The sequence below is a fragment of the Paenibacillus sp. S28 genome, from assembly GCF_016624415.1.
Classification (GTDB): Bacteria; Bacillota; Bacilli; order Paenibacillales; family Paenibacillaceae; genus Paenibacillus_AQ; species Paenibacillus_AQ favisporus.
In genome coordinates, this window is sequence record NZ_JACVTM010000013.1 from 1 (window position 1) to 24,459 (window position 24,459).

Here is a 24,459-nt window from a genome sequence, read left to right on the forward strand (position 1 = left end):
AAACGTCTATCGACGTACCTTCAAAGAAGACAGACCGCGTTTAGCGGAAGTTTTTCTTGCGAGATCAGGAAACGGAAGCTCCGAAACTTATACTTTCTGATCTCTTAAAAAAGGTTTGTGAGACAGACGGGAGGGACTCAGAGCGCAAATGACCCGGATCAATGTCGACTACTATATGCCCGCCCTGCAGGGCCAAACGGATCTCCGCCTGCACTTTTTCGGCATGGAGGAATGCCTGCCGAACCATTCGTGGGGACCCGGACTGCGGGATGCCTACATCCTGCACTATGTGCACAGCGGCACGGGGACTTTCACCACCGGCGGCACCACCTACCGGCTCGGCGCGGGACAAGGATTCCTGATCGTACCGGATATGCTGGTGCAATACACGGCCGACGAGTCGGATCCGTGGACGTATACATGGTTCGGCTTTCAAGGTGTGCTGGCCAAGACGCTCCTGCAGCGCGCCCACCTGAATGCGTCCCATCCGGTCTACGAGGCAGGTCCGGACGGCGGTTTTCCGCGGTTTTACGGACAGCTGCGCGCCGCGATGGAAGGGCCCGGCGGCGACGTGCTCAGCCAGGGCATCCTGTACGGGCTGCTGGGCGAACTGATTCGGGACTGCCGTGACAACGGCGAAGCCCCGCGTCCCACCACCTCGAAGGAAGCCTACGTCCGCAAGGCCGTCGGCTATATCGAGAGCAGCTACAGCCAGAAGATCAGCATTCAGGATATCGCCCGTTCTGTCGGACTGGACCGGACATACCTGTCCGGCCTGTTCAAGGACCAGTTCGGCGTGTCGCTGCAGGCGTTCCTGCTGGAGTACCGGATGAAACGCGCCGCCGTGCTGCTGCACAACCTGGAGCTGTCGGTAAGCGACGTGTCCCGCTCGGTCGGCTACACAGACCCGTTCCTGTTCTCCAAAATGTTCAAAAAAACAATCGGCTGCTCGCCCCGATCCTACCGGGAGCAGCAGATTTCCTCTGGCAGCTGAGGAGCAGAAATTCGCATAACCAGCATGATGGATGGATGATAAGCACCGCCTTCCATTTTTGCAGGCTCCGGCTTTCGGCCCGTCCACTGTGCACTTGGAGGTGCCCAAAACGCCGGCTGAAGATCGTCCCCAACGCCAACGCCACGCCAAAAAAGCCCTCCAGTCCTATTAGACTGGGGGCTCCTTGGCTGTACATCTCGGCTGTCTGCCGTTCATGGCTTATCCCTGACGCAGCTCCGCAAACCGATTGCGGTATTGCTCGTATTTCCCTTCCCAGATGTCCTTCCGGGAAGCAATGGTCCGGTCGTCGAGCAGCGCCCCGATAACGTCCAGGCAGACATCCCATCCGGCAACGTCCTTAGGCGTATGATCGGTGACTCGGACGATCGTCTCGATCAGGACGAGGCGGCAGCCCTGCGGCTCGGGATACAGCTCAAACCGGACGCGGTCCTCCGCCCAGGTATACTCAAGTACCGACAGGGGCTTCAGCTCCAAAATTTCGAACTTTTCATAAGTACCGTCCTGCATATCGAATGAGATGACTCCGCCTTCGCGCAAATCTTCGACGCGAAGCTCCGCAAACCACTGCTTCAGCTGGTCATTCTCGGTCAGCGCCGCCCATACCTTCTCCACCGGGTGCTTCAAATGCCGCACGAACCGCACACGGGTTCCCTGCTCGTCCTGCTCAACCACGGCCAATTCATTGGAATTCACGGCTGATCCTCCTTTTTCACATGCTCTTTTAAGTTTGTCATTCCGCCAGGATACCCAATCCAACTTAAATTCTGCCATATCCCTGCAAGCAGGTATTTCCTGCTCAGGGCTCTTCTTCATCGAGGAAGCGCTCCAGGTCGTCCAGCTTGCCGGACCAGAACCTGCGGTAGGGCCCAAGCCAATCGTCAAGCTGCTCCAACGGCTTCGCGTTCAGGCTGTACATCCGCTTCTGGGCATCGCTGCGGACGGTCACAAGCCCCGCTTCCCGCAGGATCCGCAAATGCTTGGACACCCCCGGCTGGCTTAAGGACGACAGCTCCACAAGCTCGCCCACAGAACGGTCCCGCACTCGCAAATATTCCAGAATGCTCCGCCGGTTCGGTTCGGATAACGCTTCAAACAGTTTGTCTGTGTTCATGACTATTATATTACCTTTTGGTTATATAAATGTAAAGGAATATAATAACGCCGAATCGTTCTTCACAACAAAAGGGCCATCCCTCCAAGGCTCAGCGCATGCCTTCCTCGGAAGAAAGGCTCCAAGGAAAAAGCATACGGCTGCCTAGTATGAGACGGCCCTAAGGTTACAGGGTCAGGGTTTGCATTTTAGTTAAATCCGGCTGAGCTACCGCTCGGCCCCATCGGCGAATACCGATGTGCCCCGCAAGCGCGCCCAGTCGGCTACCCGGGCGGGGTCGCCTTCCCACAGCCGCTCCCTGCCCCACTGATTCGCCTCGGGCTTGCCTTCGCATTCCACGCGGATCACCGGGAAGAGCCGCGTCGGCGCCTCCCGCGGCAGCCCGTGAATCCACAGCTCATCGCCGTTCTGTTCAAACGCGAGCTCCTGCCCTGTGGTCAGGAGCGTGACGCCCTTCACCCGGGTGTTCAAATCGGCCAGCCTCATGTCCGGGCGGCCGTCCCAGAACCGGATGATCAAATACAAGTTATTGCCGCGGGTCGTCTGCCGTCCGCGGGTGATAAACTCGGTGACGGAGCCTCCGTCCGTGCCGTACACCGCCTCGCCGTGCACCTCCAGCCAGCGCCCGATCTCCAGCCCCCGCTCCACGAATTCAGGCGGGAGCTGACCGTCCGCCGTCGGGCCGACGTTGAGCAGCAGATTGCCCCCGTGGGAGCCGCCTTTCTCGGCGCTTTCGCACAGCATGTCGAGCAGCACGTCCGCCGGACGCCACCGCTCGCCGATTACATGGCTCCAGAGCCGCCATGTCGTCACCTGGCACGACTCCCACAGCCGCTTCTGCTCGGCATGGATCACATGCTCCGGGGTACCGAAATCGCCGAGCGTATCGGAATCGCCGGCACCCACGCCCCCGTCAGCCCGATACCCGTCATGAGCGGCGGAATAACCGAGCCGGTTGTTGATAAGAATATCCGGCTGCAGCGCCCGCATTTCCTCCACCAGCTTCACGCTCTGCAGATCATCCGCATTCCGCGGCCACACTCCGTCGAAGAAGAAGTGGTCGATCTTTCCGTAGTTCGTCAGCAGCTCTTTGACTTGGGCGTGAAGATAGGCACGGACCTTCTCCCACCCCTCCGGATCCTTGGCCGGACCGTCGAAATACGCCGGCAGCCGCCAATCGATCCATGAATAGTACAATCCGATCCGCAGCCCCTCCTTGCGGAAGGCCTCGGTGTATTCACGGACAAAATCCCTTTGGGGAGCCTGCTTGGCGCTGGAGTAGTCCGTATAAGCGCTGTCCCACATGCAGTAGCCGTCGTGGTGCCGGGTCGTAAAGCAGGCATATTTAAACCCGGCCTTTCTCGCCGTGTAGGCCCACAATTCGGGATCGTAATGCTTCGGGTTCCATGCGCAGGCCTGCTCCGTATACTCCTTGTGGTCCAAATGCTCACGGAACAGCACCTGTTCCCCGCGCCCGTACTGCGCATAAGGCCCCCAATGGATGAACATCCCGTAACGGCTCTCGGTAAACCACTTCCATTTGTCCGGAACGGTAAAGGCTTGCGATTGAATAGCGGTCATGATCGAAGTTTCCTCCTTACGATTGGGTCTCGGATGTCACGGATTTGCGGGCATCGTACGCTTCCTGATAGATCTCAAGATACCGGTCCAGCCCCATGCTCTTCAGCGTCGACAGGTATTCGTTCCACTGAGCGTTGAGGTCGGCGTCGCCGATAATGAACCGCGCCATCATTTCGTTCGTGTAATCGAAGATCGTCTTGGACAGGTCAGCCAGCTCCTGCGATTGGTCCACCGTAAAATTGAGCGGCGGCAGCACCGTCTCGACTTTGACGCGATAAGGCTCGTATTTGGTCTTCGTCTCGTTGTACAGGATCGATTCCAGCGGGTTCTCCTTGTCCTCCACCGCGCCGAGGCGCAGCGAATTCGGACGGTAGGCGATGCCGGTCTGCGCCCAGTGCTTGTTCTGCGTCACCCCGAATTGGGACATGTCTTTATAGACCGCCTGCTTGCCGTTTAATCCGATTTCGCCGTCTTTGGCCCATCTCCAGTCCTTATCCGGCTCGCCGATCGTTGAGCGCAGCGTCGTTTCCCGGTCGTACAGGGCGTCCGCGAAGCGGAAGGCCGCCGCCGGATTTTTCGCCTTGTTCGTGATCACGAACTGCCCCGGGGCCACCTGGTAAGGATCGTACTGCGTCACCTGAAGCCCTTCCGGGCCTTTCAGCGGAGGTACGGCGACATAATCCTTCCACCGGCCGCTAGCACCGCTCAGTTGGGTGAGCACGCTCATATTGGGGCCGGAGGCGGCGCCCAGAATCGGCACGTCCGGATTTTCCCCCAGCTGAACGAGCTGCGCGGGATCCCGGGTCAGCGATTGCGGATCCATCAAGCCTTCAGCGTACAGCTTGTGCAGGAAGGCCAGCCCTTCCTTCCAACCGTCCTTGACGAACGGAACGTCGACTTTGCCCTCTTCATTCACATACATCCGCGTATACGGGGCATACGTGAAAGAGTTCATCAGGAAGTTTTCCACGCTCGTCGTCAGGGTCGAATTTTGCGTCGTTTGCGGCGCTCCCGAGAACGGGATTTCGTCAGCCTTCCCGTTTTTATTCGGGTCCTGGGTCTTGAACGCCTTCAGCACCTTATAAAATTCATCGATCGTGGTCGGCATCTCCAGATTGAGCGCCTTCAGCCACGGCTCGTAGATCCACAGCTTCTGTCGCATGGAGCAGTGGTAGCATTCGTTCGGAGCCGGCAGTGCGTAAATGTTCCCGTCGGCCGAGGTGATCGTCGGTTTGACCAGCGGACTTTCCTCAAACATTTTTTTCGTATTCAGGCCGTATTTCTCAATGTAATCGTTCAAAGGAAAAATGACCCCCTGTTCTCCGTACAGCGCCTGCTGCTCCGGCGTGACGTTCATGCTCATGATGACGTCCGGCAGGTCGCCGCTCGCCAGCGCCAGGTTGAGCTTCTCGGCAGTGGCGATTTCCCACTCCACATGAATATTCGTTTTCTCCTCGAAGTATTTGGTGAATTCGTTCGTGTTGAAATCTTCGACGGCCGGATTGGCGCCGATCATGACCTTGAGCGTCAGTTTGTCGTTCACGATCGGGAACACGCCCGCATCGCTCACCGCTTCACCGGCACCCGGCTCCGCCGCCGGCGCGCCCCCCGAATCCCCGCTGCCGCATGCGCCGAGCAGGCCGATCATGACCGCGGATATGAGTAGCAAAGACAGGAACTTTCTTTTCACACCGATCATCTCCTTATCCCTTTAATGAGCCGATCATGACGCCTTTTACCAGAAATTTCTGAACGAAAGGATACACGACCAGAAGCGGAAAGATGGAAATCACAATCAAGGAATACTTCAGCAAAATTTTGAGTGCCTCCCTGCGGGCCGCATCCTGCGGATCGGCCGCCAGCATCGCCGTGTCGACATCGTTCTGGATCAGAATATCGCGAAGCACGAGCTGCAGCGGGTAGTGGTCCTGGGATTTCAAATAAATCATCGCGTTAAAATACTGGTTCCAGTTGGCCGACGCATAATACAGCGTAATCACGGCGAGAATGGGTCCCGACAGCCGGATGACCACCTTCCACAAAAACTGGAAGTCATTGCATCCGTCCAGCCGTGCCGCCTCGAGCAGCTCGTCCGGTATGGACATTTGAAAATACGTCCGGGCGATGATGACATTCCATACGGTCAGCGCTCCCGGAATGATCATGGACCAGATCGTATCGAGCATACCGAGCTCCCGCACCAGCAGATAGCTGGGGATCAGTCCCCCCGTAAACATCGTCGTGAACATGAACAGAATCATGAATACGTTTTTGCCGTACAGGTCTTTACGGGACAGCGGATAAGCGGCCAGCACCGTCAGGAAGACGTTGAGGGCAGTGCCTGTCACGGTGTAGACGACGGAGTTTTTAAATCCGGTCCATACCATCTTGTAGTCGAACACGGCAGCGTAACCTTCCAGCGTCGGACGAACCGGCCACAGCCATACCTTGCCGGACACAACGGCATTGGAGTCGCTGAAAGACGCGCTGACGATGTACACGATCGGATAGAGCACGCTGATAAAAAACAGGGTGACGATGGCGCCGTTCACGAGCGAGAACACCTTGTCCCCCCGGGAATCATTGCGCAACGTGCCGTTCATGGGCTTCCCTCCTTACCACAGACTTGCCTGCTTCGACTGCTGCGCGATCTTGTTGACCACGATGAGCAGCACCAGGTTAATGACCGACTTGAACAAGCCGATGGCAGTTGAGTACGAGTAATTCGCCACCTGCGAGGTCAGACCGACCTTGTACACGTACGTGTCGATAATCTCGGATGCCTTCAGGTTAATGGGGTTCTGGAGAAGGAGCACCTTCTCAAAGCCGACGTCGAGCACATGCCCGGTGCTCAGAATCAAAAGGATGATCGCCATGGGCATGATGCCGGGCAGGTCGATATGCCACATCCGGCGCAGCTTGCTAGCCCCGTCGACTACGGCCGCTTCATGCAGGGCAGGGTCGATCGCGGCAAGCGCCGCAATGAAAATGATGCAGTTAAAGCCCGCATGCTGCCAGACATCCGACCAGACATAAATGGAAGAGAACATCGAAATCTCACCCATAAAATTGACCGGCCCCACACCGATAAAGCCGAGGAGCTTGTTGACGATGCCCGTTCTCGGGTCGAGCAGCTCCCGGATAATCCCGACGATGACGACGATCGAGATGAAATGCGGGGCATACGTGACCATCTGCACAGCCCGCTTGAATACCCGCCCCCGCAAATAGTTGAGGCCGAGCGCCAGCAGAATGGGAAACGGAAAGCTCGCAGCCAGGTTGTAAAAGCTGAGGATCAAGGTGTTTTTCAAAATCCTCCAGAAGTCGTACGAGTGAACAAAGCGCTCAAAGTGCTTCAGCCCGACCCACTCGCTTCCCCAAATGCCTTTGGTCACAACAAAGTTCTTAAAAGCGATTTGTGCGCCATACATGGGTACGTACTTGAAAATGATCAAATACAGAAGCGGCAGCGCCATCAGCACGTATAACTGCCAGCTGTGGATCAGCTTCTTTACGGCGGGTCTCCTTCCCGTCCTGCGCGCTGCCCTTGTCTTTCGCTCGGTCACTGACATGCTCATTTCACTTTCACCCCCCTTGATTGGACCCAGCATAGACCGGGACCGCCCAAGGTGTAAATTGCCTGTTCCCCGGCGGGTTTACCCTCGTTCAGAAAGGCCGTTGACCTTTGCCCGGCTTGTATACATTTCGTTAGATTCGGGCGTATTTGCCTTAGCAGCCGGCCGCTGGCGAGGTATTCTCTGTAAGCGAAAAGGCCAGGAAATCCCTGGCCCAAAAACGCCTTATGCATCCTGACGGTGAAGAGGGGAAGCCGGTTTCTTATGTGCGATATCGCGGTACGCCGTTGCGCTGATGCCGCTGCCGCGTTTGAAGGCCCGGCAGAAGGTGCTGGACGCCTGGTACCCGACCTGCTGCGCAATATCCCGGATCGGCAGCCTGGTCTCAGACAGCAGCTGCTTGGCTTTGTCCATCCGGAGGTTCTCAACATATTCGGAAAAATTGACCCCTGTCTGCTCTTTGAAAAATTGCGACAGATACCCCTTGGATATATTCAGATGATCCGCCGCGGCATCCAGGCTGAGATCAGCCTGTCCGTACTGGTGATGAATGTAGTCCACCGTATCGCGGATCAATTGGACGTTGCGGCTCTTCTTGCGCCGATCGATGTCGTCCGAAATTTCCGCGAATCTCTCCGTAGCGTTATCAAACGCCTGCTTCGGGTGATTGGCCGTGCCGAGCTGCTGCAGCAGTTGCCTCATGTCCGCCTGCTCCTTCACCATCAGCTGATCCTGCACTTTGACCAGGCAGCCCACCAGGTCAAGAACAAACAGCTGCTGCATCGCCAAGGGAAGGTGCCGCTCCTCGAAATTTTCCCGGTACAGAGAGGCGAGCAGCTTCCGGACCTCCTCCGTCTCGCCTGCTTTGATGTAATTCATAAGGCGGTTTTCCGATTCCGCCGGAAAATAAAAACCGCGGTGATCATGGGCCAGATCCTCGAACCAGACGGACTGGCCGGTTCCGGCTTCATACAGCCGGGAGAGCGCCTGCCTCGCTTCTTCAAAGGACTCCGGCACTTCAAGGAGCGAGGTGCGGTAGCCTCCCACCGCAAAGCCCGCCTGGAGCCCGTGGCGGCTGATTTCCAGCGTCAGCTGCTGCAGCTCCCGTTCCACCGTCTTGCGGAAGGCGCCGGGATCGCCTTGTCCGTTGACGAACAGGACGGCGATTTTATCCTCGGCGACCGGGTAGGTGAAGGGACAGCCCTTCAGCGTCCGGCCCAGCATATCCTGGATGAGCACGCGTTCGATATCGAGCTCGCGCAGCTCCTCCTCCTGAAACCGGTGCCCGCCGCGGTGAAACTGAACGATTCCGACGGCGCAGCCGCTGCCCTGAATATCGGCGTTTTGATGCTTCAGCAGGGATTCGACGTGTTCAGCCATCAGGTATTCGCCCTGAAGAAGCCGCCCGAAGAACGACTCCCGCAGCAGCGGAGCCTGCCGCTCGATTTCCTGCTGCAGTTCGTCGTTGTTGTCAATCAGGCATGCGAGCGAGTGCTGGATATAGCCGTACATATCCTTTGGCCGCTTCAATTCCCCGCCGTTCAGCCGGGACGTCAGGGCAGTCGTGATGTTCACGATCGGCCTGCCGCTCCGGGTAGCGAACAGATAGGCAAGGATGAGGCCAAAAATCAGGAACGCAAGGAGGATAGTCACGGTAGTATGCTTGATGGCCAGCACTTTGCTCAGGACGACATGGGGCGGCTGGGCGACGACATAGGACCATCCGTTATAGGACGAGGTGGTATAGGTCATCATCATGCCGCCGGTAGCCGCTGAAGCTTCGATCACTCCGGATTTCGCTCCCGGCGGCAGGCTCTGCCGGGTCACCAGGCCGCCGCTTGACAGAGATGTAACCAGGCGTCCTTTCTCATCCATGATGGATACCCAGCCCCCGTCGGATATGTCAATTCCACGAAGAAGCGACTGCAGGCGCTGGTTGTCCACCAGAATCATCAGCGCCCCCTGAATATGGCCGGGGTATCCGAGAGACTGGACATATGTCAGCAGATCCGTCGTCTTGCCTTGATACACCGTGGATCCGGATGACATGATTTCCCGGTTGCGGAAATTACCAAGGAGATCGTTCCTCCAGGTCGTGTAATCCTTGCTGGGTTCAGAGAACATGTAACGATAGAACGAGGGAAGTTCATAAGTGGAATCCGGGGATAGCGCCAAATCGCTATTTTTGAAGATCAGATAGTAGTTAAGAATAAATCCATTGGCTGCATTGTAGCTGTAGAGGCTTTTTTGCGTCCGATACACCTTGTACGCCGTCGTGTCCCGGAACGGTTCCTTCACCTGCTGAAAGCTCTGAACGGCTGGATCGCTTTGCAGCTGCAGGGAAATCCGGTTAATCTCGTTGAAGCGGCTGTCGACCGTTTCTTTCACCTGATCCAGCATCTGCAGATTGCTGTGCGTAACTTCCTTTTTCACCACATCATAGGTTTGCCTGTAAAACAGGGCCCCTGCAAGCAGGGTAAACAGCATGAACAAGAAATAAGGGATCATGAATCGAACGAAAATGTACTGGATTTTCCATCCATTGGCCCATCGCATGGATCACTTCTCCTCTCTTCATTCTGGGATGCCGATTCGACAAAACACAACGCGAAACATGTCTAAATAACAATATTGTAAGTGCTTTCATATTTTTTATCAACGAGTTTGTAAGGTTATATGACATACAAAAAAGCAGCCGAAGCCTTCGGCTGCCTCCATCTCACACAGAACCTCAGCGGGTTCCCACGTTAAAATCCACTTCCTCGATCAATTCGATAATTTCGCCGTTCGGGCTGTGCAGGACCGCATTGCGGACCCTAAGCGGCGGCTCACCCAACTCCAAATTCGCCGGCTCCACATAAATTCGCGCCCCGTGAGCGAGCGCCTTGTCCACCATCTCGTCCACATTATCCACGTAGAATGCCAGATGGAGCAGGGCGCCGTGCTTCACTTCCTCGCGCGAAGGCGCCTTATCCCCCTCGGCCGGAACTTCGGCGCCAGGGTCGAACACCTCGATGCAGGTCCGCCCGTCAGGCGAAACCAGCATCGAGGCCGTCTTAATTTTAAACGCAGGCAGGCTCCATGAGTGACCGACCGTAAACCCGAGAACCCGGATATAAAAATCAAGCGTTCCTTCATAATCCTCTGCCTGAATGGCCGCATGGGCCAGTCCTTTCACGCTCATAACCATCTCTCCCTTTGTGCTTTTCGTATCGTTTTTATTTTATAGATTCATTTCCGCGATCGACATGCATGTAATAAGGAATTGGTCCTTCCCGATTTGCATAAAATAAGTTATTTTCGTATGCTTACTTTATCTTTAGATCAAGTACAGGAGAGATGGCGAATTTGAGCACGGCAGTTGACGAGATCGACCTGAAAATTTTAAAGCTTCTGCAGCATGAAGCGCGAATGCCGATCGCCCAGATCAGCAAGCAGATTGCCATGTCCCAGCCTTCCGTGAAGGAGCGGATCGTTAAGCTCGAGGAACGGGGCGTGATCACGGGGTACAGCACGGATCTGAATTTGCGGGAGCTGCAGCGGGGAACGACCTCTTTTATCCTGATGAAGACCGAGCTATGCAGCGAGCTGGTGGAATTTTGCACGCAGTCCGAGCAAGTGACGGGCTTGTTCCGTATCAGCGGGGAGTACAACTATCTCGTTCACGTCCAGACGGGGTCCGTCGACGAGGTAGCCGACTTCCAGGATGCCCTGGCAAGGTTCGGCCCGTCGAAATCGCATATCAGCCTGAAAAATATATTGGATCACCGGATTTTGCTGTGATAGAGCCGGTGTGTCCTTATTCTGCCCAATAGGAGGAGAACCGTAATGACGGCAAAGCTTGTATTTCGTTAAGTCAGAGCCCCGCCTCCGGATTGCAAGGTAGCATTTTGACCCAAGTTCAAAATCCAACCGCGAATCAGGAGGATACGATAAATGGATATTCAGATCAGAGAAATGACAGACCGGGACCACCCGGAGCACATTCAGATCGACGGCAGCTTTACGGTAGATTCCGAGCTCGTTTTGTCCGTTACGGACCAAGGGATCGGTTATACGGTTAAACCCGTCGTGCCCAGTTATCAAAAAAGCTACCCCGACGAGGCGCACCAGGGCGACAGCGGAAATTTGTCGGAGTACATCGGCCGTCCGGACCGTGCGGTCTACCTGGCCATAGTGGGAGATCAGGCCGTCGGCCGGATCATGCTGGCGAAAAATTGGAACGGGTACGCCTATATCGAGGATCTTCGGGTAGATCGGAACGCCCGGGGACACGGTATCGGCCGGAAATTGATCGAGCAGGCGGTGCTCTGGGCCAAGACCGGCCACACGCCCGGCCTCATGCTGGAGACGCAGAGCAACAACGTGCGAGCGTGCCAATTTTATGAAAGCTGCGGATTTGTTATCGGAGGCTTTGATTCTTATCTATACCGGGGCTTTAAAGAGCATTCGCAGGAAACGGCTGTTTTCTGGTACCTGCTGTTCTAGCGGTCAACGGATGTCAGCTCAGCATATAAACCACGATGAGGATCAGCACCGCAGCTATGATTAAATAATTCCTTGTTCTAACGGGAAGTTTGTTGGCTTTCGGGCCGATGACCTGACGGTGGAAGACGAACAGCAGCATCAGATCTGCAAGCAGCACCAGCAGCACCAGATCCATTCTGCCGTCGATTCTCGCCGTCAGGTTTTTTTCTGCAAAACCGCACACGCATAAACCAAGGAATAAATACACGACATTTCTGATGATTTCCACAGAACTCCAGATGACCTTCATCTCGCGACACCTCGCTTAACTCCATTTTTATCCATCAGGGACTGTTCGATCAGCCGATCGGCAGTCCCATTTCGACCGTCGTCCCCTTGCCGGGCTCGCTTGTAATGTTCAGGATGCCGCGGTGGGAAGCGATAATTTTCTTCACGATCATCATGCCCAGACCGTAACCTTCCAGCTTGGTCGTATGGAATGGCTCCCCGATCCGCTCCAGCACCTCTTCGGGCATGCCGATTCCGTTGTCCATGAACCGGATCCGCTGGTAACCGCCGTCTGCCTCGAGCACGATGTCGATCCGGCCCCCGCCGGGCAGCGCTTGAATGGCATTTTTCAGGATGTTCAGAAACACCTGCTTGATCTGATTACGGTCGCAGGAAATTTTCTCCTCCCGGATGCAGGTGCACCGGATGCGGACATTGTTCTTCGCCGCCTCGATTTCGATCAGGCTCAGCACTTCCTGCAGAATCGTCATGCACCAATCTTCCCGGAAGCGGATTTCCTGCGGTTTGCCTAAAATGAGAAACTCGCCAACGATCAGGTTCATCCGATCCAGCTCCGACATAATCAGGTCATAATGCCGCAGTCCCGAGGTCGGTCCCGCCAACTGAATAAGGCCCTTGACGGTGGTCAGGGGATTACGGATTTCGTGCGCAATGCCGACCGCAAGCTGGCCGGCGAATACCAGCTTCTCCGTATTCCGCAGCACCTCCTCGGTCCTCTTCATTTCCGTAATATCCCGCAGGGTGCCGATAATGCGGCAGAGGCAGCCGCCCATATCAAAAACCGGCAGAACGTCCAGCATATAATAGCTGTCGGAGTCCATCCGGGTGTCCTGCAGCTCTACGCCGATGCATTCCTCCTGTCTGGCCAGCACCCGCTCGAAATAGGGGGAAACCAGGCGGTGCTCCAGTACCGGCGTGCCCAGGTATAGACGTTTGTCCCCGCCGTCTAAGCGGAGTATTCTCAAGTATTGATCGTTCATGTCGATAATCCGGCCGGCGGCGTCCGTCACGACAACCCCCTGATAATTCGCCTCCAGCAGCACTTGGTTCAACGTGTGAAGGTGGGCGTTGTTCCGGCGAAGCAGCATTTCCCGCTCCACGGAATCAACCATGGTACACAGCAGGGTCAGCAGGTGCGGATGGGCCGAATCGACCCCGGTCATCAGAGAGAGTGTTCCAAGCACCGCCCCGTCCTCCCGATGGAAAGGGGCCGAGTAACAGGCCATGCCATGGAGCGCCTCGAAGAAATGCTCTTCGCCCAAGGTCTGGAACGGACGCTTAAACCGCAGGCACAGCGGGACCGAGCCCGTGCCGGTCTCCTTGTTGTAGCGGACCCCCTTGGTAATGCCCAGCTCCGCGATGGCCTCGAGAAACATCGGCTCGCCGTAACATTCCAGCAGATATCCCCATTGATCGGTCACCGTGACCAGGATCGGGGTCCCTTGAATGGTCGACAGAAACTTGTTGACGAAAAAAAGAATGATATCAATATATTCCTTATAAAAGGACAACCGTTCCTCCAGTTCCTCTTGGGTGTAGCGCTTGCTGAGAACGGGAAACTTGGCGGGATCGAGGCCCCGCTGCCTGTAATGCGCGTTAAAAGCTGCAATGATCTGCCGATCATCCATTAGGTCTATCTCTTTATCCATTGCCTATACCCCATTTATGCCGATATTCCATCCCAAGATGACGTTCAATTCCCTCTATTCTATCATCCTTTGGGACGAAAGCGTCCGCATAATATGAAGATTTTACCTGAAAATAAATCATCCCCTTCCCGCAGAGCCGTCAATGCCCCAGGAAAGAGGATGTATTAGGATAAGGATAAGCCATAACCTGTTTCGATCAGCGGCCCGTCAGGCGCTTGATAATCTCCCGGCTTTTTTTCAAATACCGGACCGATTGATCGTATTCCCGGCTGGCCACGCCCAAATATAAAATATCGATGACGTTCAGTTGGGTCATCCGCGACGACATCGCGCCGCTGCGGATTTCGTTCTCCGTCGATGACGTGTAGAGCGGATAATCGGCCTGCGCCGACACGGCATTGTTGCCGTACTTGGTGATGGAAATCGTCTTGGCTCCGCAGGCGCGCGCCTCCTTCAGGCATTCGATGACGTGGGCCGTCTCGCCCGAATACGAAATGCCTACCGCCACGTCGCCCGGATTCAGCATGACCGCCGAGGTCAGCTCCAGATGCGGATCGGTAAAGGAATGGCTTGTCTTGTTGATCCGCAAAAATTTGTGATGCGCATCCTGCGCGATCAGATGGGAAGCCCCGAGCCCGTAGAAAAAAATTCGGGAGGCTTGGCTTAACGCCTCCACCGCAAGGTCCACGGTTTTCGGATCAAGAATCGTTACCGTGTCCCGGATCGACTGAATGTTGTTGGCGGACACGGTTTGGATAATTTGCTCCATGGAATCGCCCGGACGAATCTCCCGGTACTCATAGCGCTCCTCGTTCTGGTTCAGGTCCCCGGCCACCTTCAGCTTCAGCTCCGGGTATCCTTTCACCCCCATGGATTTGCACAAGCGGATGATCGCAGCCTGGCTGCCGCCGCTTTCCGCAGACAGCTGCGCTACGGACATGTCGAGTATGCTGTGCGGATAGCTGATAATGTATTCAGCCACTTTGCGCTCTGAGGGCGTAAGGTCGTCCAAAATCTCTCGCAGTCTGACTAGTCCCCCGTTCATGATGCTCTCTCCTTTGCCCGTATCGTATCGTAGCAGATCTCATCCCTGCTCGTTCTCGTTCTCATCGTTATCAATCTTTGACGGCGGCGGTAATCGAGTTGTGCACCGCCGCCCGCAGCACGCCGACGCTGCCGCTACGGCCGTAATAGACCCGGTTGGTGAGCAGCACCACCGCCAGGTCCAGATCGGGCTCCACCCACAGGCTGGTCCCGGTAAACCCGGTGTGCCCGTAGCTGCGCGGGCCCATCCAGTCGCCGGAGGCGTCCCAGCGGTCCCCTTTCAGGACCCAGCCGAGCCCCCGGTTCGCCCCGGCGATGCCGGCGGTATGGGTCCGGGTCGCGGTCCTGACGGCCGCCGCCGACAGGACGCGCCGCTGGCCGCCCGGCGCGGTCGGCTCCGGCACGGCGCCGCCGGCCAGCCACATCCGCGCATAGCGCGCCAGGTCGCCGGCGGTGGCGAACAGGCCGGCGTGCCCGCAGACGCCGCCGAGGGCGCGGGCTTTCTCGTCGTGGACCACCCCCTGGAGATGACCGCCAGCAGCGCGGTCATATTCCGTCGGGGCGGTCCGCTCCCGCAGCCCGGCCGGCGGGGCGAAGACGGCGCCGGCCATGCCGAGCGGCTCCCAGATCCGCGCCTTGGCCGCCTGGTCCAGAGGCATGCCCGCCGCCTTCTCGACGATCCGGCCGAGAAGAAGGAAGCCGAGATCGCTGTAGACGGCGGCCGTACCCGGCGGATGCTGCAGCGCCACGCCGGTGACCGCCTCCCACATTTGGGGCTGCGTCCAGCCGTGCGAGTGGATATTTCGATCCGCCGGAAGACCGGAGGTATGGGTGAGCAGCTGCCCGATCGTCACCTCTTCCCGCCCCTCACCGGTAAACTCAGGGATCCAGGCGGCAGCTTTTGTACCAAGCGTCAGGACGCCGTCATCGATCAGTCCGAGCACAAGCGGCAGCGTAACGCTCACCTTGGTCAGCGAAGCACAATCATACAGGACATCCGGTCCGGCCGGGAGCGGATGATTCGGACCCGGGTTTGCGCTCCCCGCTGCATAAACCCATTCCTTCCCGTGCCGGGTAACGGCCAGCACCGCCCCGGGTATCACCCCAGCGGCCATCTCCCGCTCAATGGCACGCCCGGCGGCCTCGAGCCCTTTTGGGTCCAGGCCAAGCGCCTTGGCGCCTTCCGCTATATCAGCGTACATGATCTTCCCTCCCGATTTCCGGTTCTCTTCAGGATTGCCGGCAGACTCAATGGCGCAAATGCTCCGAACAGACGGTGCAATCCGTAACCGCCCGCGAATGACCGAAAAGCCCTGTATGCTGCCTTGAGATGTTAACATTTCTGGTGCCTATTATATCGCTTGCGAAATTTTATTTCAACAAATGTCGTATATTTAGAAATTTTTATTTAAAAACTCGGCGACATCCATTGATCCAAGGTCATAAAGGACCGTTCCTACTGATGTGTATGACATTTCGTTCATTTTAAGACACTTCCGCCTGGGCATCTGCATAGGATGCAGCAGGTCAATTCCAAACGGAGGTCAACGTCATGAGTGTGCAATATTCAGGCTATCAGCACCAAACGCTGTACCAGGCAGAGCCTCATATGAGCCAAACGCTTCATTCGGCTCGGGAACGCTTCAAGCAGCTGTGCCGCCAACATGTCAATAAGCATGTCCGGATCGAAACGCTGGACGGCGATGTATTTGAAGGAACCCTCTTGCACTGCGACAAGGGTATCGTGTATATCCAAATTCCGCAGTCACCCGGACACCGGGCTTTCATCCCCGGACGCCCCCCTTTCTTTAACCAAACCATCCTGCCTCTGGTCCTGTACGAACTGCTGGTCATCAGCTTATTAGCGTAAGCTCGCCATAACTATGCTCAAATGAGCAAAGAAAGGAGTCATCCCCATGGCATTCATGCCTCCCTTTGGCCCTCAAGGCCAGGTGCAGCCGCCTTCATCCCCGCCGCCGCAATTTACGCCTGCACAAACCGGCGCATCGGCGCTCGCCATTGATCCCGGCGCAATTTCCGGCTGCCTTTTCCGCAATACGTTCATTTGGCCCGTACGCGGTCCGGGCTTCTGGTTCTATCCCGTCTTCGTCGGCCGGACCTCCGTTGCCGGATTCCGCTGGAACGGATTTTTCTGGATGTACTCGGGGCTCGACCTCAGAACCATCCAATCGTTCACCTGCTTCTAGAAGCATCTGCTGCACGACAAAGCGGCGGTATCCGGAAAGCGTCCCTAACGCTCCCGGCGTACCGCCGCTTTTTCACGGGTCATACACGCTCAGAATGGCAGCGCAGCCGCAACCGTTACGCCAGCCTCCGGTATGCCTTCCTGCCAAGAAAGAAGCAGACGATAGCGGCTCCCAGGCCTAGCGTTACCACCGGACCCGCGACCCAAGGATTGTACAGCACGGTGGAGGTGGCGCTGATCACGGCTCCTCCCATGCCTGCCCCCGCCGCCAGTCCTAAATGCGTCACCGACGTATTCAAGCTGAGCACGAGATCGGAGGATTCCGGCGCCTGCTGGATAAAGTAAGTTTGAATGGCTGGCGCGGTTACAAACATGGCGAACATCATCACGCCGATCAGAATGAGGTCCGGAACGAGCCAGGAGGAAAACGCCGGCAGCAGCGCCAGGGCCGCGGCATGGACGAGCAGACCGGCCAGCAGAATACGTACGGCCCCCCACCGGTCCACGGCGTAGCCTCCCAGACGGGAGCCGATCACCCCGAGGATGCCGAAGCCCAGCATGGTCACCGCCACGCCTGCGGCGTTCATGTGAAGTACGCTTTGCAAAAACGGGGTCATATAGGTATACATCACCGAATTCCCGGTCTCCCGGAACAGCGTAATGAACAGAGCACTCACGATAACTCCGCTGCCCAGCAGGCGCAGCTGGCGTCCCAAGGAGACGGGCTCATCACCTTCCACGACCGGTAGAAGCCGGTAAATCGCCGCCATGATCAGCAGGCTCAGCGCTCCCAGCAGGATGAAGATCATTCTCCAGCCGATCCAGCCGGTAATGGCGATGCCAAGCGGGACCCCCAACACCATGGCCAAGCTGAAGCCCAGAATAATCGTGCCGATGGCGCTGCCGACCTTCTCCGCCGGGACGAGCTTGGCGGCAGCGCTGAACACGACCACCAGGTACACGCCCGAACCGATGCCCAGAATGATGCGCGACGCGATCAGCAGGACAAAATGGGTGCTGGCGAAGGACAGTCCACAGCCGGCTGCGAAAACCAGCAGCGAACCCAGCATCACCTTTTTTCTCCCGAGACGGGAGGTCAGCGAAATCAAGACCGGCGTGCCGATCGCAAAAGCTAAAGAATACGCCGTGATCAGCTGCCCCGCCGCACCGACGGAAACGTTCATATCACCGGCGATCTCACTGAGCACACCGCTGACGATCAGCTCCGAGGTGGCCGTCAGGAAAACGCCAAGCGTCAGTAAGTAAATATATAAGCGATTCATTCGTTGGACCATATTCATACCCTCCATATATACGACCGGCAGCCGGTGGATCCGAGGCATGGCCGGCACAATGCCTTGGTGCACCCTGAAGCCGATACTCATAGAATCAATGAGCGCAAGAGCGGTACAGTGCCGGGCCACGTCTGGCACATCAACGTGCACCGTTCTTTTCGCTTGATTGAATTATATGAAAGGTACAAACAAATCGTAAGAACGCAAATGATTTGGAGATAATCCTGCCATTTTGACTAACTAACAATTTGTAAGTGAATCATACGTTTACACAAAAAAACCAAAGGAGCCTGTCCTCCTTCGGTTTGTTTTCTGTCCGTTATATATCACCATTTAATCCGCTTGGCCGTTTCCAGCAGCAGGCTTCGCTCCTCTTCCGCGAGTGGCCAGGTATGGATCTCTTTTTGTATTCGCTCCAGGCTCGTGTATCCTTTGGCTAGTCCGTTCAGCCTGGCGGCCAGCGTGGAACTCACCAGCTCCTCATGCGTCGGATAGAGCCGGCTCAACTGCTCGATCGCATCCGGATGCCTTTTCAAGTAGTATTTCTGGTGGCGGTCTTCCGCCGGGTACCAGGCCGTAAGGGGAGCGATTTCCGTATCCGGCCGTCCTTTGCCCTGCTCCTCGCGCCAGGCCAGGACCTGGTGAATCACCTTCAGCTGTCCATCACCGCGATAGAGGAGCAGCGACAAATACTGCCTGCCTTTGTAATCGTTAATATTCAAAGGGTTATGATTGTCCCAGAACGCGTTCAGAATGTCGGAAAAGGAAATGACGCCAGGGTCATACACGACCTCGACCATCTCTGTATGATCACCCATGTTCCGGTACGTGGGGTCTGATGTCGTTCCTCCTCCATAGCCAACCCGCGTCCGGATTACCCCCGGCATATGGCCGAACAATGCCTCCGGGCTCCAGAAACAGCCCATCCCCAGCGTCACTATCTCTGGAGCAACACCTGGCTCTTGAGAATGATGGGATCCGGAATCCTGTATGCGCATTGGTTTCACCCCCTTCAACATTTAGGCGAACATCGTACTGATATCGTCGACCTGAAGCCCGAGCGTGCTGCCGATCAGAAAATACAGCAGCGTCCACACGAACGCTGTCGTGTAAGAGACCAGGGCAAAACGGCGGTAAGCCATTCCTTTCATGCCGACGGCATACGGCGTCACGTTTCGCAGAACAGGCAGGAATACACTGATGCACATGGCCATATTACCGTATTTCCGGTTCAGCAGCTCCGCTTTATCGATATACCTGGCCATCCGCTTGGACCTGGTCAGACGGTCGAGCAGGCGGCTTGCCGCCAGACGGCTGACGACAAAGCCGACGGTTAAGCCCGAACAGATTCCCAGGTAAATCGTGATGAACGAAGAGACCGGTGCCAGATGCCCTGTCCCGGCAAGCACCCCGCCGATCATGACCACCACCTCGTTCGGAAGCGGGAGGCCAATAACGCCTAAGCACAATACGAAAAAGAACGCAAAATAACCCACCTGCTCAATGAGTCCCATCAACGTATCCATACTCTTTCGGTTCCTCCCATACCCAGCAAAAATAGTCCATGCTGAAGCCCTGAAGGCACGCTGCCAGACAGGCCCCCCTTTTAACTTATGCCGCCTTCCGGTCCATTGAGAATCCCATCCTCAACAGTTTGAACCTTTCTTAGCCCAGCTCTTCCTTCAGCTTCCGGTCAAGCGCCCGGAACGCGTCCCGGATTCGTTCTTTGGGCACCTTGGCATACATGTCCCCGATGCTGACTTCATAGGAGGACTCCGAATCCCCATTATCTTTCACATAATGATTCAATTGAATGCCTGTTTCGCTGATGATATCCACCAGGAGCGCCTCGAGCCTCTCTTTGCCAAGCTGGATATGGACGTGAAACATATTCGATACGGGAACGACCGGCCTTGTCGTGACGCCGTGGCATTCGTTATAGAGCGCGGCAAGCTCTTTGGCTTCCTCATAATACTGCTCCATCCGTCCAATGCGCCGGTCAAAATAGTAATCGGCGCTGACTACATACGGATACAGGCTGAACAGGTCCCCGCCGTGCCGTCGCTTCCATACCTTGGACCGCTCTGTAAAATCCGGGCTTCCCGCCAAGACCGCACCGGAAATGCCCCCGATGCCTTTATAAAAAGAAACGTAGACACTGTCGAATAGCGAGCAAATTTCCGCGGCGGTTTTTCCATAGTAAGGCGTAACCTCGAACAGTCTCGCTCCATCGAGATGCAGTCGGATGCCCTTTTCGCGGCAATAGGCGGAAATCGCTTCGAGCTCGCCGTAGTCCGGCAGCTGGCCGCCGATTTCGCGCTGGGGCAGCTCCAGCAGGAGACAGGATACGTCCTCCGGCATCCGCTCGACGTCCTCCAGCCGGATCAGGCGATCCTTGTCCGCCAGAAGCACCGGTTCAATATGATGCAGCTCTTTTAAACCGTCCTCTTCGTGGATTTCCAGGTGGCACAGCGGGTGGTATGCCACCTTCTTCACCTGCTTCTCATCGCACCAGATCCGCAGCGCAATCTGCTGGGCCATCGTCCCGCTCGGGAAAAAGACGGCCGATTCCTTGCCCAAATACGCCGCCATTTTGTTCTGAAAATCCTCTATCACCTTGCCTTTGCCGTAGGCATCGCCACCAAGGGACCCGTCCACCTCCCGGAAGGCCTCCTTCAGCACATCCAGATTTCGTGGACCGTGCCCTCCCAATACATATTCCGCCTGTTTGCCTGCTTCTGCCAATGTTTTAGTCGTATTCATTCGTCCGGACCGACTCCCTTTCAACTCGCGCATTGCAACCGGACTATGCATAAGTCCGGCCGTTCACGTGACATGTTCAACAACGATCGTTGTTTGCTGTCTTTAGCATACTAAATCTTGAAAGGAAGATGCAAAATTTTTTGCGCACGCAAACAGCCCCCGCTCCAGCCGGGGCTGAAACAGGGACTGCCTTCATATCTCCTGTATGTGTCTGTACGGACTGCTCAATCGAACGATTAAGATTGAGCCGCCGCTTCAAGTTCCTTGATCTGCGCCTTGTATTGAACGAGCAGCTTGGCGAGCGCGTCCTTGATGGCCGCCTCGTCCTTGGACTCCACGGCGTCATGCAAAGCGATGTGGGCCTTCATAAACGCAATGGCGGACTCGCTTGCTTCCTTGCTGACGGCAATGCTCAAAGTTTTGGAATGCTCTGAATCGCCTGCCGCCGCCGGCTCAGTCTTAGCCGCCTCTACCTTCAGGTCCCCCAGCTTGGAGATGATGACCTTGGCAGGTCCGAGCTCCTTGGCCTCATCCACAGGTTTGGCTTGGTCCGTCGCTTCGGATTTCACCAGCTCCTTGATCTGGCCCAATACCTCAGCTTTGTCCAATTCCTTGAGCTGGCCCAGCACCTCGGCTTTATCGAATACCTTGATCTGATCCGGCACATCGGCTAGCTCCAAATCCTTGGCTTGACCCAGCGCATCGGCCATCTCACCCTTCAACTTGTCGAGGATTTCGATCCGGATCTTCTCCCCGGAAATAGTTGCTGCCTGCTGAAGCGTCTCCGTAACCGGAGACGCTTCACCCGATTTTACTTTCGCTGCATCTTCCACAGGAACCGCTTTGATTACGCTGAAGAAGCGTGGACCTTCTCCTGCCACCTTTTTGAATTGCTCCAATGTCTGCTTCCAGTCTTCTACGGTGTCCGGCGCATATTTTTGGGCCAGCTCGAGCGGATCTGCCATGGCCGATGTGACGACCGCTCCCTTTATTGCCGGTATCGCAGCCACCTTGGCTGGAACATCGGAAGGAACCTGGGGCTGTTCACTCGCGTCTGCATTTGTTACGGCCGGGGCCGCTACGGCGGACATGAGCAGCGCAGAGGCGACCGTCTTTTTAAACCATGCGTTTCGAATCATTGATTCAGCACTCCTTTAATTCGGATATGGTGTTACATGTCCCAGTCTACGGAACGATTGTGGCAGCCCGCGGGAGAAATTATGGAAAAACAATGGCAGAGCTCCATACGCAGGCGCCCGCTTGATATACTGGAGATGAATTTCCAATCCGGGAGGTACATGGGATGAACAACAGTTACGTCATCGCCGTGGTCGATGATGATGTACATATAAGGGATCTTGTCGAGGCGTATTTACAAAAAGAAAACTACCGCACGGTCGGCCTTGGCAGCGCGGAAGAGGCCTGGGCTCTGTGGCGGACGTCACCGCCGGACATGTGGGTCCTGGATATCATGCTTCCGGGCATGGACGGCTACGAATTTTGCCGGCGGATCCGGCAGGAGGCGGAAGTGCCGATCATCATGATCTCGGCCAAAGACAACGAGGTCGATAAAATATTGGGCCTGGAGCTGGGCAGCGACGATTACCTCGTCAAGCCATTCAGCCCCCGCGAGCTCGTCGCACGTATCAGACGGCAGCTCCAGCGCTGGTACAAGCTGAGCGGATCCGGCGATGCCGCAGCGGGCCTGTCCCATCCGGCCCGGATCGAAACGGGAGGGCTGCAGCTGATCCCCGACGAACGGCGCGTATTCTGGCACGGGGAAGAAGTGGACATGACCAGCAAGGAGTTTGCGATGCTTCAGGTGCTGGCCGAGCATCCGAACCGCGCCTTCACGCGGGACGAGCTGCTGACCCGGGTCTGGGGCGACGACTATTTCGGCAGCGACCGGGCGGTCGATCATTTGATCAAACGGATGCGTAAAAAGCTGGAGCATGTGCCGATCGAAGCCATCTGGGGACATGGCTACCGGTTAAGACACGAAGGAGGAGACGCTCACGATGAAGCTCGTGCATCAGATTAATTTGGCCTTCGGGATCGCGCTGCTGCTGGTCCTGTCCGTTACGGCCGTGGTGATCCATTTCGTCCTGCTGGACCACCTGATCGGCTCCCAGAAGGAGGACCTGAAGGCCATGGGCGCCGTCATATCCGCCAAGCTGCGGGTCGACAGCATTCAAACCGTTGCGGCGGAGCTGTCCACAACCCCTGCCCTGCCGGTTAAAATGGCGGAAACCAGCGGAGTTGCGGCCATTTTCACGGATATCCAGGGGAAAAGCATGCCTGTAACCGCTCCGAATGCCGCCATGAAAATCACTGAGGCTGTAAAGGGCGTTTCCGGCGAGCAGGTCTTTAAAGACATCGTAGACGGGACGGACAAGAGGTTTATTACGTCCGTGAGCGTCATGCCGCAGGGAACGCTTACGCTGCTTACGCCGGTAAGCCGCGTCAAAACGATTGAACAGGCGCTGCTGAAGCGGCTGCTGATTATTTTCGGCGTCGGAGGCGCGTTCATGGTCGCGTTCAGCTTGTTTATTACAAAGAAGCTGATCCGGCCGCTCATGAGCCTGCAGGAGGAGCTGATCAAGGTCAAGGAGCGCCGGTTTTCCGAGGTTCGCTTCGTCAGAGCCGGAGGCGAGATCGGCTCCGTGGCGGAGTCCGTATATGACATGGCCGGGGAGCTGGACCGGTTTAACCATGTGCAGAAGCAGTTTTTCCAAAACGCATCGCATGAGCTGAAAACCCCGCTGATGTCCATCGCGGGTTATGCGGAAGGCATTCGTGACGGGGTATTTGAAGGTGAGCGCATCCGCAAAGGCCTCGATATCATCATCAGCGAAAGCGGCAGGCTCAAGAAGCTGGTAACGGAGATGACCCTGCTTGCGAAGCTCGACAGCGAGGAAGATGTATTCCGCAAAAACGCTGTGTCCCTGAAGGAACTGGTCACCGAAGCTTCGGAACGCATGAATCCGCTGCTGGTCAAGAAAGGGATCCGGCTGCAGATCGATTACACCCCGCCGTCCGGGCCGTTCGGGGTCGTGGCCGACCGGGACAAGCTGCTTCAGGCGCTGCTGAATATCATGTCCAACGCTGCCCGCTATGCCGTTGAGCAAATGAATGTACACGCCAAGGTCGTGGAGGGTCGGATCGAAATGACCATCAGCGACGACGGGCCCGGCATCCCGGATGAGCTTCTCCCTTTTCTTTTCCACCGGTTCGTAAAGGGCAAGGACGGAGAGTCCGGCCTAGGGCTGGCGATCTCGCGGGCGATTGTGGAGCGTTGCGGCGGGATCATTGCCGCAGGCAACCGGCAGGAAGGCGGGGCTGTAATCTCGATGAGCTTTCCGGCAGCTCCAACGGCTACAGGGTCCAATACAAAAATGCCCCCTGGAAACGGACCCGGTAAACCTTAAGGTTCATCCAAAATCC

24 protein-coding genes are annotated in these 24,459 nt (G+C 56.5%); 7 read left to right on the forward strand and 17 right to left on the reverse strand.

Annotated features, from left to right (window positions below; all coding sequences use genetic code 11):
* Positions 1 to 148: 148 nt before the first annotated feature.
* Entirely contained in the window at positions 149 to 994 is an 846-nt protein-coding gene (locus IAE55_RS25065) for an AraC family transcriptional regulator (RefSeq protein ID WP_116233006.1), read from the forward strand.
* Between the two features lie 219 nt (positions 995 to 1,213).
* On the opposite strand, the gene IAE55_RS25070 is transcribed toward IAE55_RS25065, so the two are convergent.
* The 8 genes from IAE55_RS25070 to IAE55_RS25105 all read right to left on the reverse strand — a co-directional run bounded on the left by IAE55_RS25070 (position 1,214) and on the right by IAE55_RS25105 (position 10,466).
* Complete coding sequence (locus IAE55_RS25070) at positions 1,214 to 1,708, reverse strand: SRPBCC family protein (RefSeq protein WP_325168680.1); 495 nt, start codon at positions 1,706 to 1,708, stop codon at positions 1,214 to 1,216.
* Between the two features lie 103 nt (positions 1,709 to 1,811).
* Positions 1,812 to 2,126 carry an ArsR/SmtB family transcription factor gene (locus IAE55_RS25075; protein WP_089549304.1) on the reverse strand — a complete coding sequence of 105 codons (315 nt, stop codon included), beginning with the start codon at positions 2,124 to 2,126 and terminating at the stop codon, positions 1,812 to 1,814.
* A gap of 207 nt (positions 2,127 to 2,333) precedes the next feature.
* A complete protein-coding gene (locus IAE55_RS25080) occupies positions 2,334 to 3,707 on the reverse strand; it encodes an alpha-L-fucosidase (protein ID WP_200634208.1) in 1,374 nt (457 codons plus the stop codon).
* 16 nt (positions 3,708 to 3,723) lie between these two features.
* Positions 3,724 to 5,397 carry an ABC transporter substrate-binding protein gene (locus IAE55_RS25085; protein WP_200634209.1) on the reverse strand — a complete coding sequence of 558 codons (1,674 nt, stop codon included), beginning with the start codon at positions 5,395 to 5,397 and terminating at the stop codon, positions 3,724 to 3,726.
* 13 nt (positions 5,398 to 5,410) lie between these two features.
* Complete coding sequence (locus IAE55_RS25090; protein WP_089549307.1) at positions 5,411 to 6,310, reverse strand: carbohydrate ABC transporter permease; 900 nt, start codon at positions 6,308 to 6,310, stop codon at positions 5,411 to 5,413.
* Positions 6,311 to 6,322: 12 nt separating this feature from the next.
* Positions 6,323 to 7,285, reverse strand: a complete 963-nt coding sequence (locus IAE55_RS25095; RefSeq protein ID WP_234489851.1) for an ABC transporter permease — start codon at positions 7,283 to 7,285, stop codon at positions 6,323 to 6,325.
* A gap of 222 nt (positions 7,286 to 7,507) precedes the next feature.
* On the reverse strand, positions 7,508 to 9,838 hold the full coding sequence (locus tag IAE55_RS25100) for a helix-turn-helix domain-containing protein (protein ID WP_200634210.1): 2,331 nt from the start codon (positions 9,836 to 9,838) through the stop codon (positions 7,508 to 7,510).
* Between the two features lie 175 nt (positions 9,839 to 10,013).
* Positions 10,014 to 10,466, reverse strand: coding sequence for a VOC family protein (locus IAE55_RS25105; protein WP_200634211.1), 453 nt, complete (start codon positions 10,464 to 10,466; stop codon positions 10,014 to 10,016).
* Between the two features lie 164 nt (positions 10,467 to 10,630).
* Here IAE55_RS25105 and IAE55_RS25110 point away from each other — a divergent pair, with 164 nt between their 5' ends.
* A complete protein-coding gene (locus tag IAE55_RS25110) occupies positions 10,631 to 11,065 on the forward strand; it encodes an Lrp/AsnC family transcriptional regulator (protein ID WP_200634212.1) in 435 nt (144 codons plus the stop codon).
* Between the two features lie 153 nt (positions 11,066 to 11,218).
* Positions 11,219 to 11,770, forward strand: coding sequence for a GNAT family N-acetyltransferase (locus IAE55_RS25115; protein WP_200634213.1), 552 nt, complete (start codon positions 11,219 to 11,221; stop codon positions 11,768 to 11,770).
* A 13-nt stretch (positions 11,771 to 11,783) separates the two neighbouring features.
* Here IAE55_RS25115 and IAE55_RS25120 read toward each other — a convergent pair whose 3' ends face one another.
* From IAE55_RS25120 to IAE55_RS25135, 4 genes are all read right to left on the reverse strand, one after another.
* Positions 11,784 to 12,059: a hypothetical protein gene (locus tag IAE55_RS25120; RefSeq protein WP_200634214.1), complete on the reverse strand. Its 276-nt coding sequence runs from the start codon at positions 12,057 to 12,059 to the stop codon at positions 11,784 to 11,786.
* A 49-nt stretch (positions 12,060 to 12,108) separates the two neighbouring features.
* Positions 12,109 to 13,707: an ATP-binding protein gene (locus IAE55_RS25125; protein ID WP_200634215.1), complete on the reverse strand. Its 1,599-nt coding sequence runs from the start codon at positions 13,705 to 13,707 to the stop codon at positions 12,109 to 12,111.
* 196 nt (positions 13,708 to 13,903) lie between these two features.
* Positions 13,904 to 14,752 (reverse strand): MurR/RpiR family transcriptional regulator, encoded by an 849-nt coding sequence (locus IAE55_RS25130; protein WP_076173063.1) that lies wholly within the window; start codon positions 14,750 to 14,752, stop codon positions 13,904 to 13,906.
* Between the two features lie 70 nt (positions 14,753 to 14,822).
* The gene (locus tag IAE55_RS25135) at positions 14,823 to 15,953 is read right to left on the reverse strand and encodes a serine hydrolase domain-containing protein (protein ID WP_200634216.1); all 1,131 of its coding nucleotides are present in this window, start codon (positions 15,951 to 15,953) and stop codon (positions 14,823 to 14,825) included.
* Between the two features lie 350 nt (positions 15,954 to 16,303).
* On the opposite strand from IAE55_RS25135, the gene IAE55_RS25140 reads away from it, so the two are divergent.
* A complete protein-coding gene (locus tag IAE55_RS25140) occupies positions 16,304 to 16,621 on the forward strand; it encodes a hypothetical protein (RefSeq protein WP_105445196.1) in 318 nt (105 codons plus the stop codon).
* Positions 16,622 to 16,667: 46 nt separating this feature from the next.
* Positions 16,668 to 16,958 carry a transporter gene (locus IAE55_RS25145; protein WP_105445195.1) on the forward strand — a complete coding sequence of 97 codons (291 nt, stop codon included), beginning with the start codon at positions 16,668 to 16,670 and terminating at the stop codon, positions 16,956 to 16,958.
* A 115-nt stretch (positions 16,959 to 17,073) separates the two neighbouring features.
* Here IAE55_RS25145 and IAE55_RS25150 read toward each other — a convergent pair whose 3' ends face one another.
* From IAE55_RS25150 to IAE55_RS25170, 5 genes are all read right to left on the reverse strand, one after another.
* Complete coding sequence (locus IAE55_RS25150; RefSeq protein WP_234489853.1) at positions 17,074 to 18,252, reverse strand: MFS transporter; 1,179 nt, start codon at positions 18,250 to 18,252, stop codon at positions 17,074 to 17,076.
* A 326-nt stretch (positions 18,253 to 18,578) separates the two neighbouring features.
* Entirely contained in the window at positions 18,579 to 19,178 is a 600-nt protein-coding gene (locus IAE55_RS25155; protein ID WP_325168681.1) for a peptide-methionine (S)-S-oxide reductase MsrA, read from the reverse strand.
* A gap of 93 nt (positions 19,179 to 19,271) precedes the next feature.
* A complete protein-coding gene (locus tag IAE55_RS25160; protein WP_076173067.1) occupies positions 19,272 to 19,778 on the reverse strand; it encodes a DedA family protein in 507 nt (168 codons plus the stop codon).
* A 139-nt stretch (positions 19,779 to 19,917) separates the two neighbouring features.
* The gene (locus IAE55_RS25165; protein ID WP_105445193.1) at positions 19,918 to 21,015 is read right to left on the reverse strand and encodes a threonine aldolase family protein; all 1,098 of its coding nucleotides are present in this window, start codon (positions 21,013 to 21,015) and stop codon (positions 19,918 to 19,920) included.
* A 236-nt stretch (positions 21,016 to 21,251) separates the two neighbouring features.
* Positions 21,252 to 22,154 carry a hypothetical protein gene (locus IAE55_RS25170; RefSeq protein WP_105445192.1) on the reverse strand — a complete coding sequence of 301 codons (903 nt, stop codon included), beginning with the start codon at positions 22,152 to 22,154 and terminating at the stop codon, positions 21,252 to 21,254.
* Between the two features lie 164 nt (positions 22,155 to 22,318).
* Here IAE55_RS25170 and IAE55_RS25175 point away from each other — a divergent pair, with 164 nt between their 5' ends.
* Both IAE55_RS25175 and IAE55_RS25180 read left to right on the forward strand, forming a co-directional pair.
* A complete protein-coding gene (locus IAE55_RS25175; RefSeq protein WP_105445191.1) occupies positions 22,319 to 23,056 on the forward strand; it encodes a response regulator transcription factor in 738 nt (245 codons plus the stop codon).
* Positions 23,034 to 24,443 (forward strand): sensor histidine kinase, encoded by a 1,410-nt coding sequence (locus IAE55_RS25180; RefSeq protein ID WP_105445190.1) that lies wholly within the window; start codon positions 23,034 to 23,036, stop codon positions 24,441 to 24,443. The genes IAE55_RS25175 and IAE55_RS25180 overlap by 23 nt, the downstream gene beginning before the upstream one ends.
* Positions 24,444 to 24,459 lie beyond the last annotated feature (16 nt).

What these genes read in the sequence shown, in the direction of transcription:
- IAE55_RS25065 (WP_116233006.1), top strand. Translation starts at nt 149, where the DNA reads ATGACCCGGATCAATGTCGACTACTATATGCCCGCCCTGCAGGGCCAA.
- IAE55_RS25170 (WP_105445192.1), bottom strand. Translation starts at nt 22,154, where the DNA reads ATGATTCGAAACGCATGGTTTAAAAAGACGGTCGCCTCTGCGCTGCTC.
- IAE55_RS25180 (WP_105445190.1), top strand. Translation starts at nt 23,034, where the DNA reads ATGAAGCTCGTGCATCAGATTAATTTGGCCTTCGGGATCGCGCTGCTG.
- IAE55_RS25150 (WP_234489853.1), bottom strand. Translation starts at nt 18,252, where the DNA reads ATGGTCCAACGAATGAATCGCTTATATATTTACTTACTGACGCTTGGC.
- IAE55_RS25105 (WP_200634211.1), bottom strand. Translation starts at nt 10,466, where the DNA reads ATGAGCGTGAAAGGACTGGCCCATGCGGCCATTCAGGCAGAGGATTAT.
- IAE55_RS25125 (WP_200634215.1), bottom strand. Translation starts at nt 13,707, where the DNA reads ATGGATAAAGAGATAGACCTAATGGATGATCGGCAGATCATTGCAGCT.
- IAE55_RS25135 (WP_200634216.1), bottom strand. Translation starts at nt 15,953, where the DNA reads ATGTACGCTGATATAGCGGAAGGCGCCAAGGCGCTTGGCCTGGACCCA.
- IAE55_RS25090 (WP_089549307.1), bottom strand. Translation starts at nt 6,310, where the DNA reads ATGAACGGCACGTTGCGCAATGATTCCCGGGGGGACAAGGTGTTCTCG.
- IAE55_RS25080 (WP_200634208.1), bottom strand. Translation starts at nt 3,707, where the DNA reads ATGACCGCTATTCAATCGCAAGCCTTTACCGTTCCGGACAAATGGAAG.
- IAE55_RS25095 (WP_234489851.1), bottom strand. Translation starts at nt 7,285, where the DNA reads ATGAGCATGTCAGTGACCGAGCGAAAGACAAGGGCAGCGCGCAGGACG.
- IAE55_RS25075 (WP_089549304.1), bottom strand. Translation starts at nt 2,126, where the DNA reads ATGAACACAGACAAACTGTTTGAAGCGTTATCCGAACCGAACCGGCGG.
- IAE55_RS25120 (WP_200634214.1), bottom strand. Translation starts at nt 12,059, where the DNA reads ATGAAGGTCATCTGGAGTTCTGTGGAAATCATCAGAAATGTCGTGTAT.
- IAE55_RS25175 (WP_105445191.1), top strand. Translation starts at nt 22,319, where the DNA reads ATGAACAACAGTTACGTCATCGCCGTGGTCGATGATGATGTACATATA.
- IAE55_RS25140 (WP_105445196.1), top strand. Translation starts at nt 16,304, where the DNA reads ATGAGTGTGCAATATTCAGGCTATCAGCACCAAACGCTGTACCAGGCA.
- IAE55_RS25155 (WP_325168681.1), bottom strand. Translation starts at nt 19,178, where the DNA reads ATGGGCTGTTTCTGGAGCCCGGAGGCATTGTTCGGCCATATGCCGGGG.
- IAE55_RS25115 (WP_200634213.1), top strand. Translation starts at nt 11,219, where the DNA reads ATGGATATTCAGATCAGAGAAATGACAGACCGGGACCACCCGGAGCAC.
- IAE55_RS25145 (WP_105445195.1), top strand. Translation starts at nt 16,668, where the DNA reads ATGGCATTCATGCCTCCCTTTGGCCCTCAAGGCCAGGTGCAGCCGCCT.
- IAE55_RS25165 (WP_105445193.1), bottom strand. Translation starts at nt 21,015, where the DNA reads ATGAATACGACTAAAACATTGGCAGAAGCAGGCAAACAGGCGGAATAT.
- IAE55_RS25160 (WP_076173067.1), bottom strand. Translation starts at nt 19,778, where the DNA reads ATGGATACGTTGATGGGACTCATTGAGCAGGTGGGTTATTTTGCGTTC.
- IAE55_RS25130 (WP_076173063.1), bottom strand. Translation starts at nt 14,752, where the DNA reads ATGAACGGGGGACTAGTCAGACTGCGAGAGATTTTGGACGACCTTACG.
- IAE55_RS25100 (WP_200634210.1), bottom strand. Translation starts at nt 9,838, where the DNA reads ATGCGATGGGCCAATGGATGGAAAATCCAGTACATTTTCGTTCGATTC.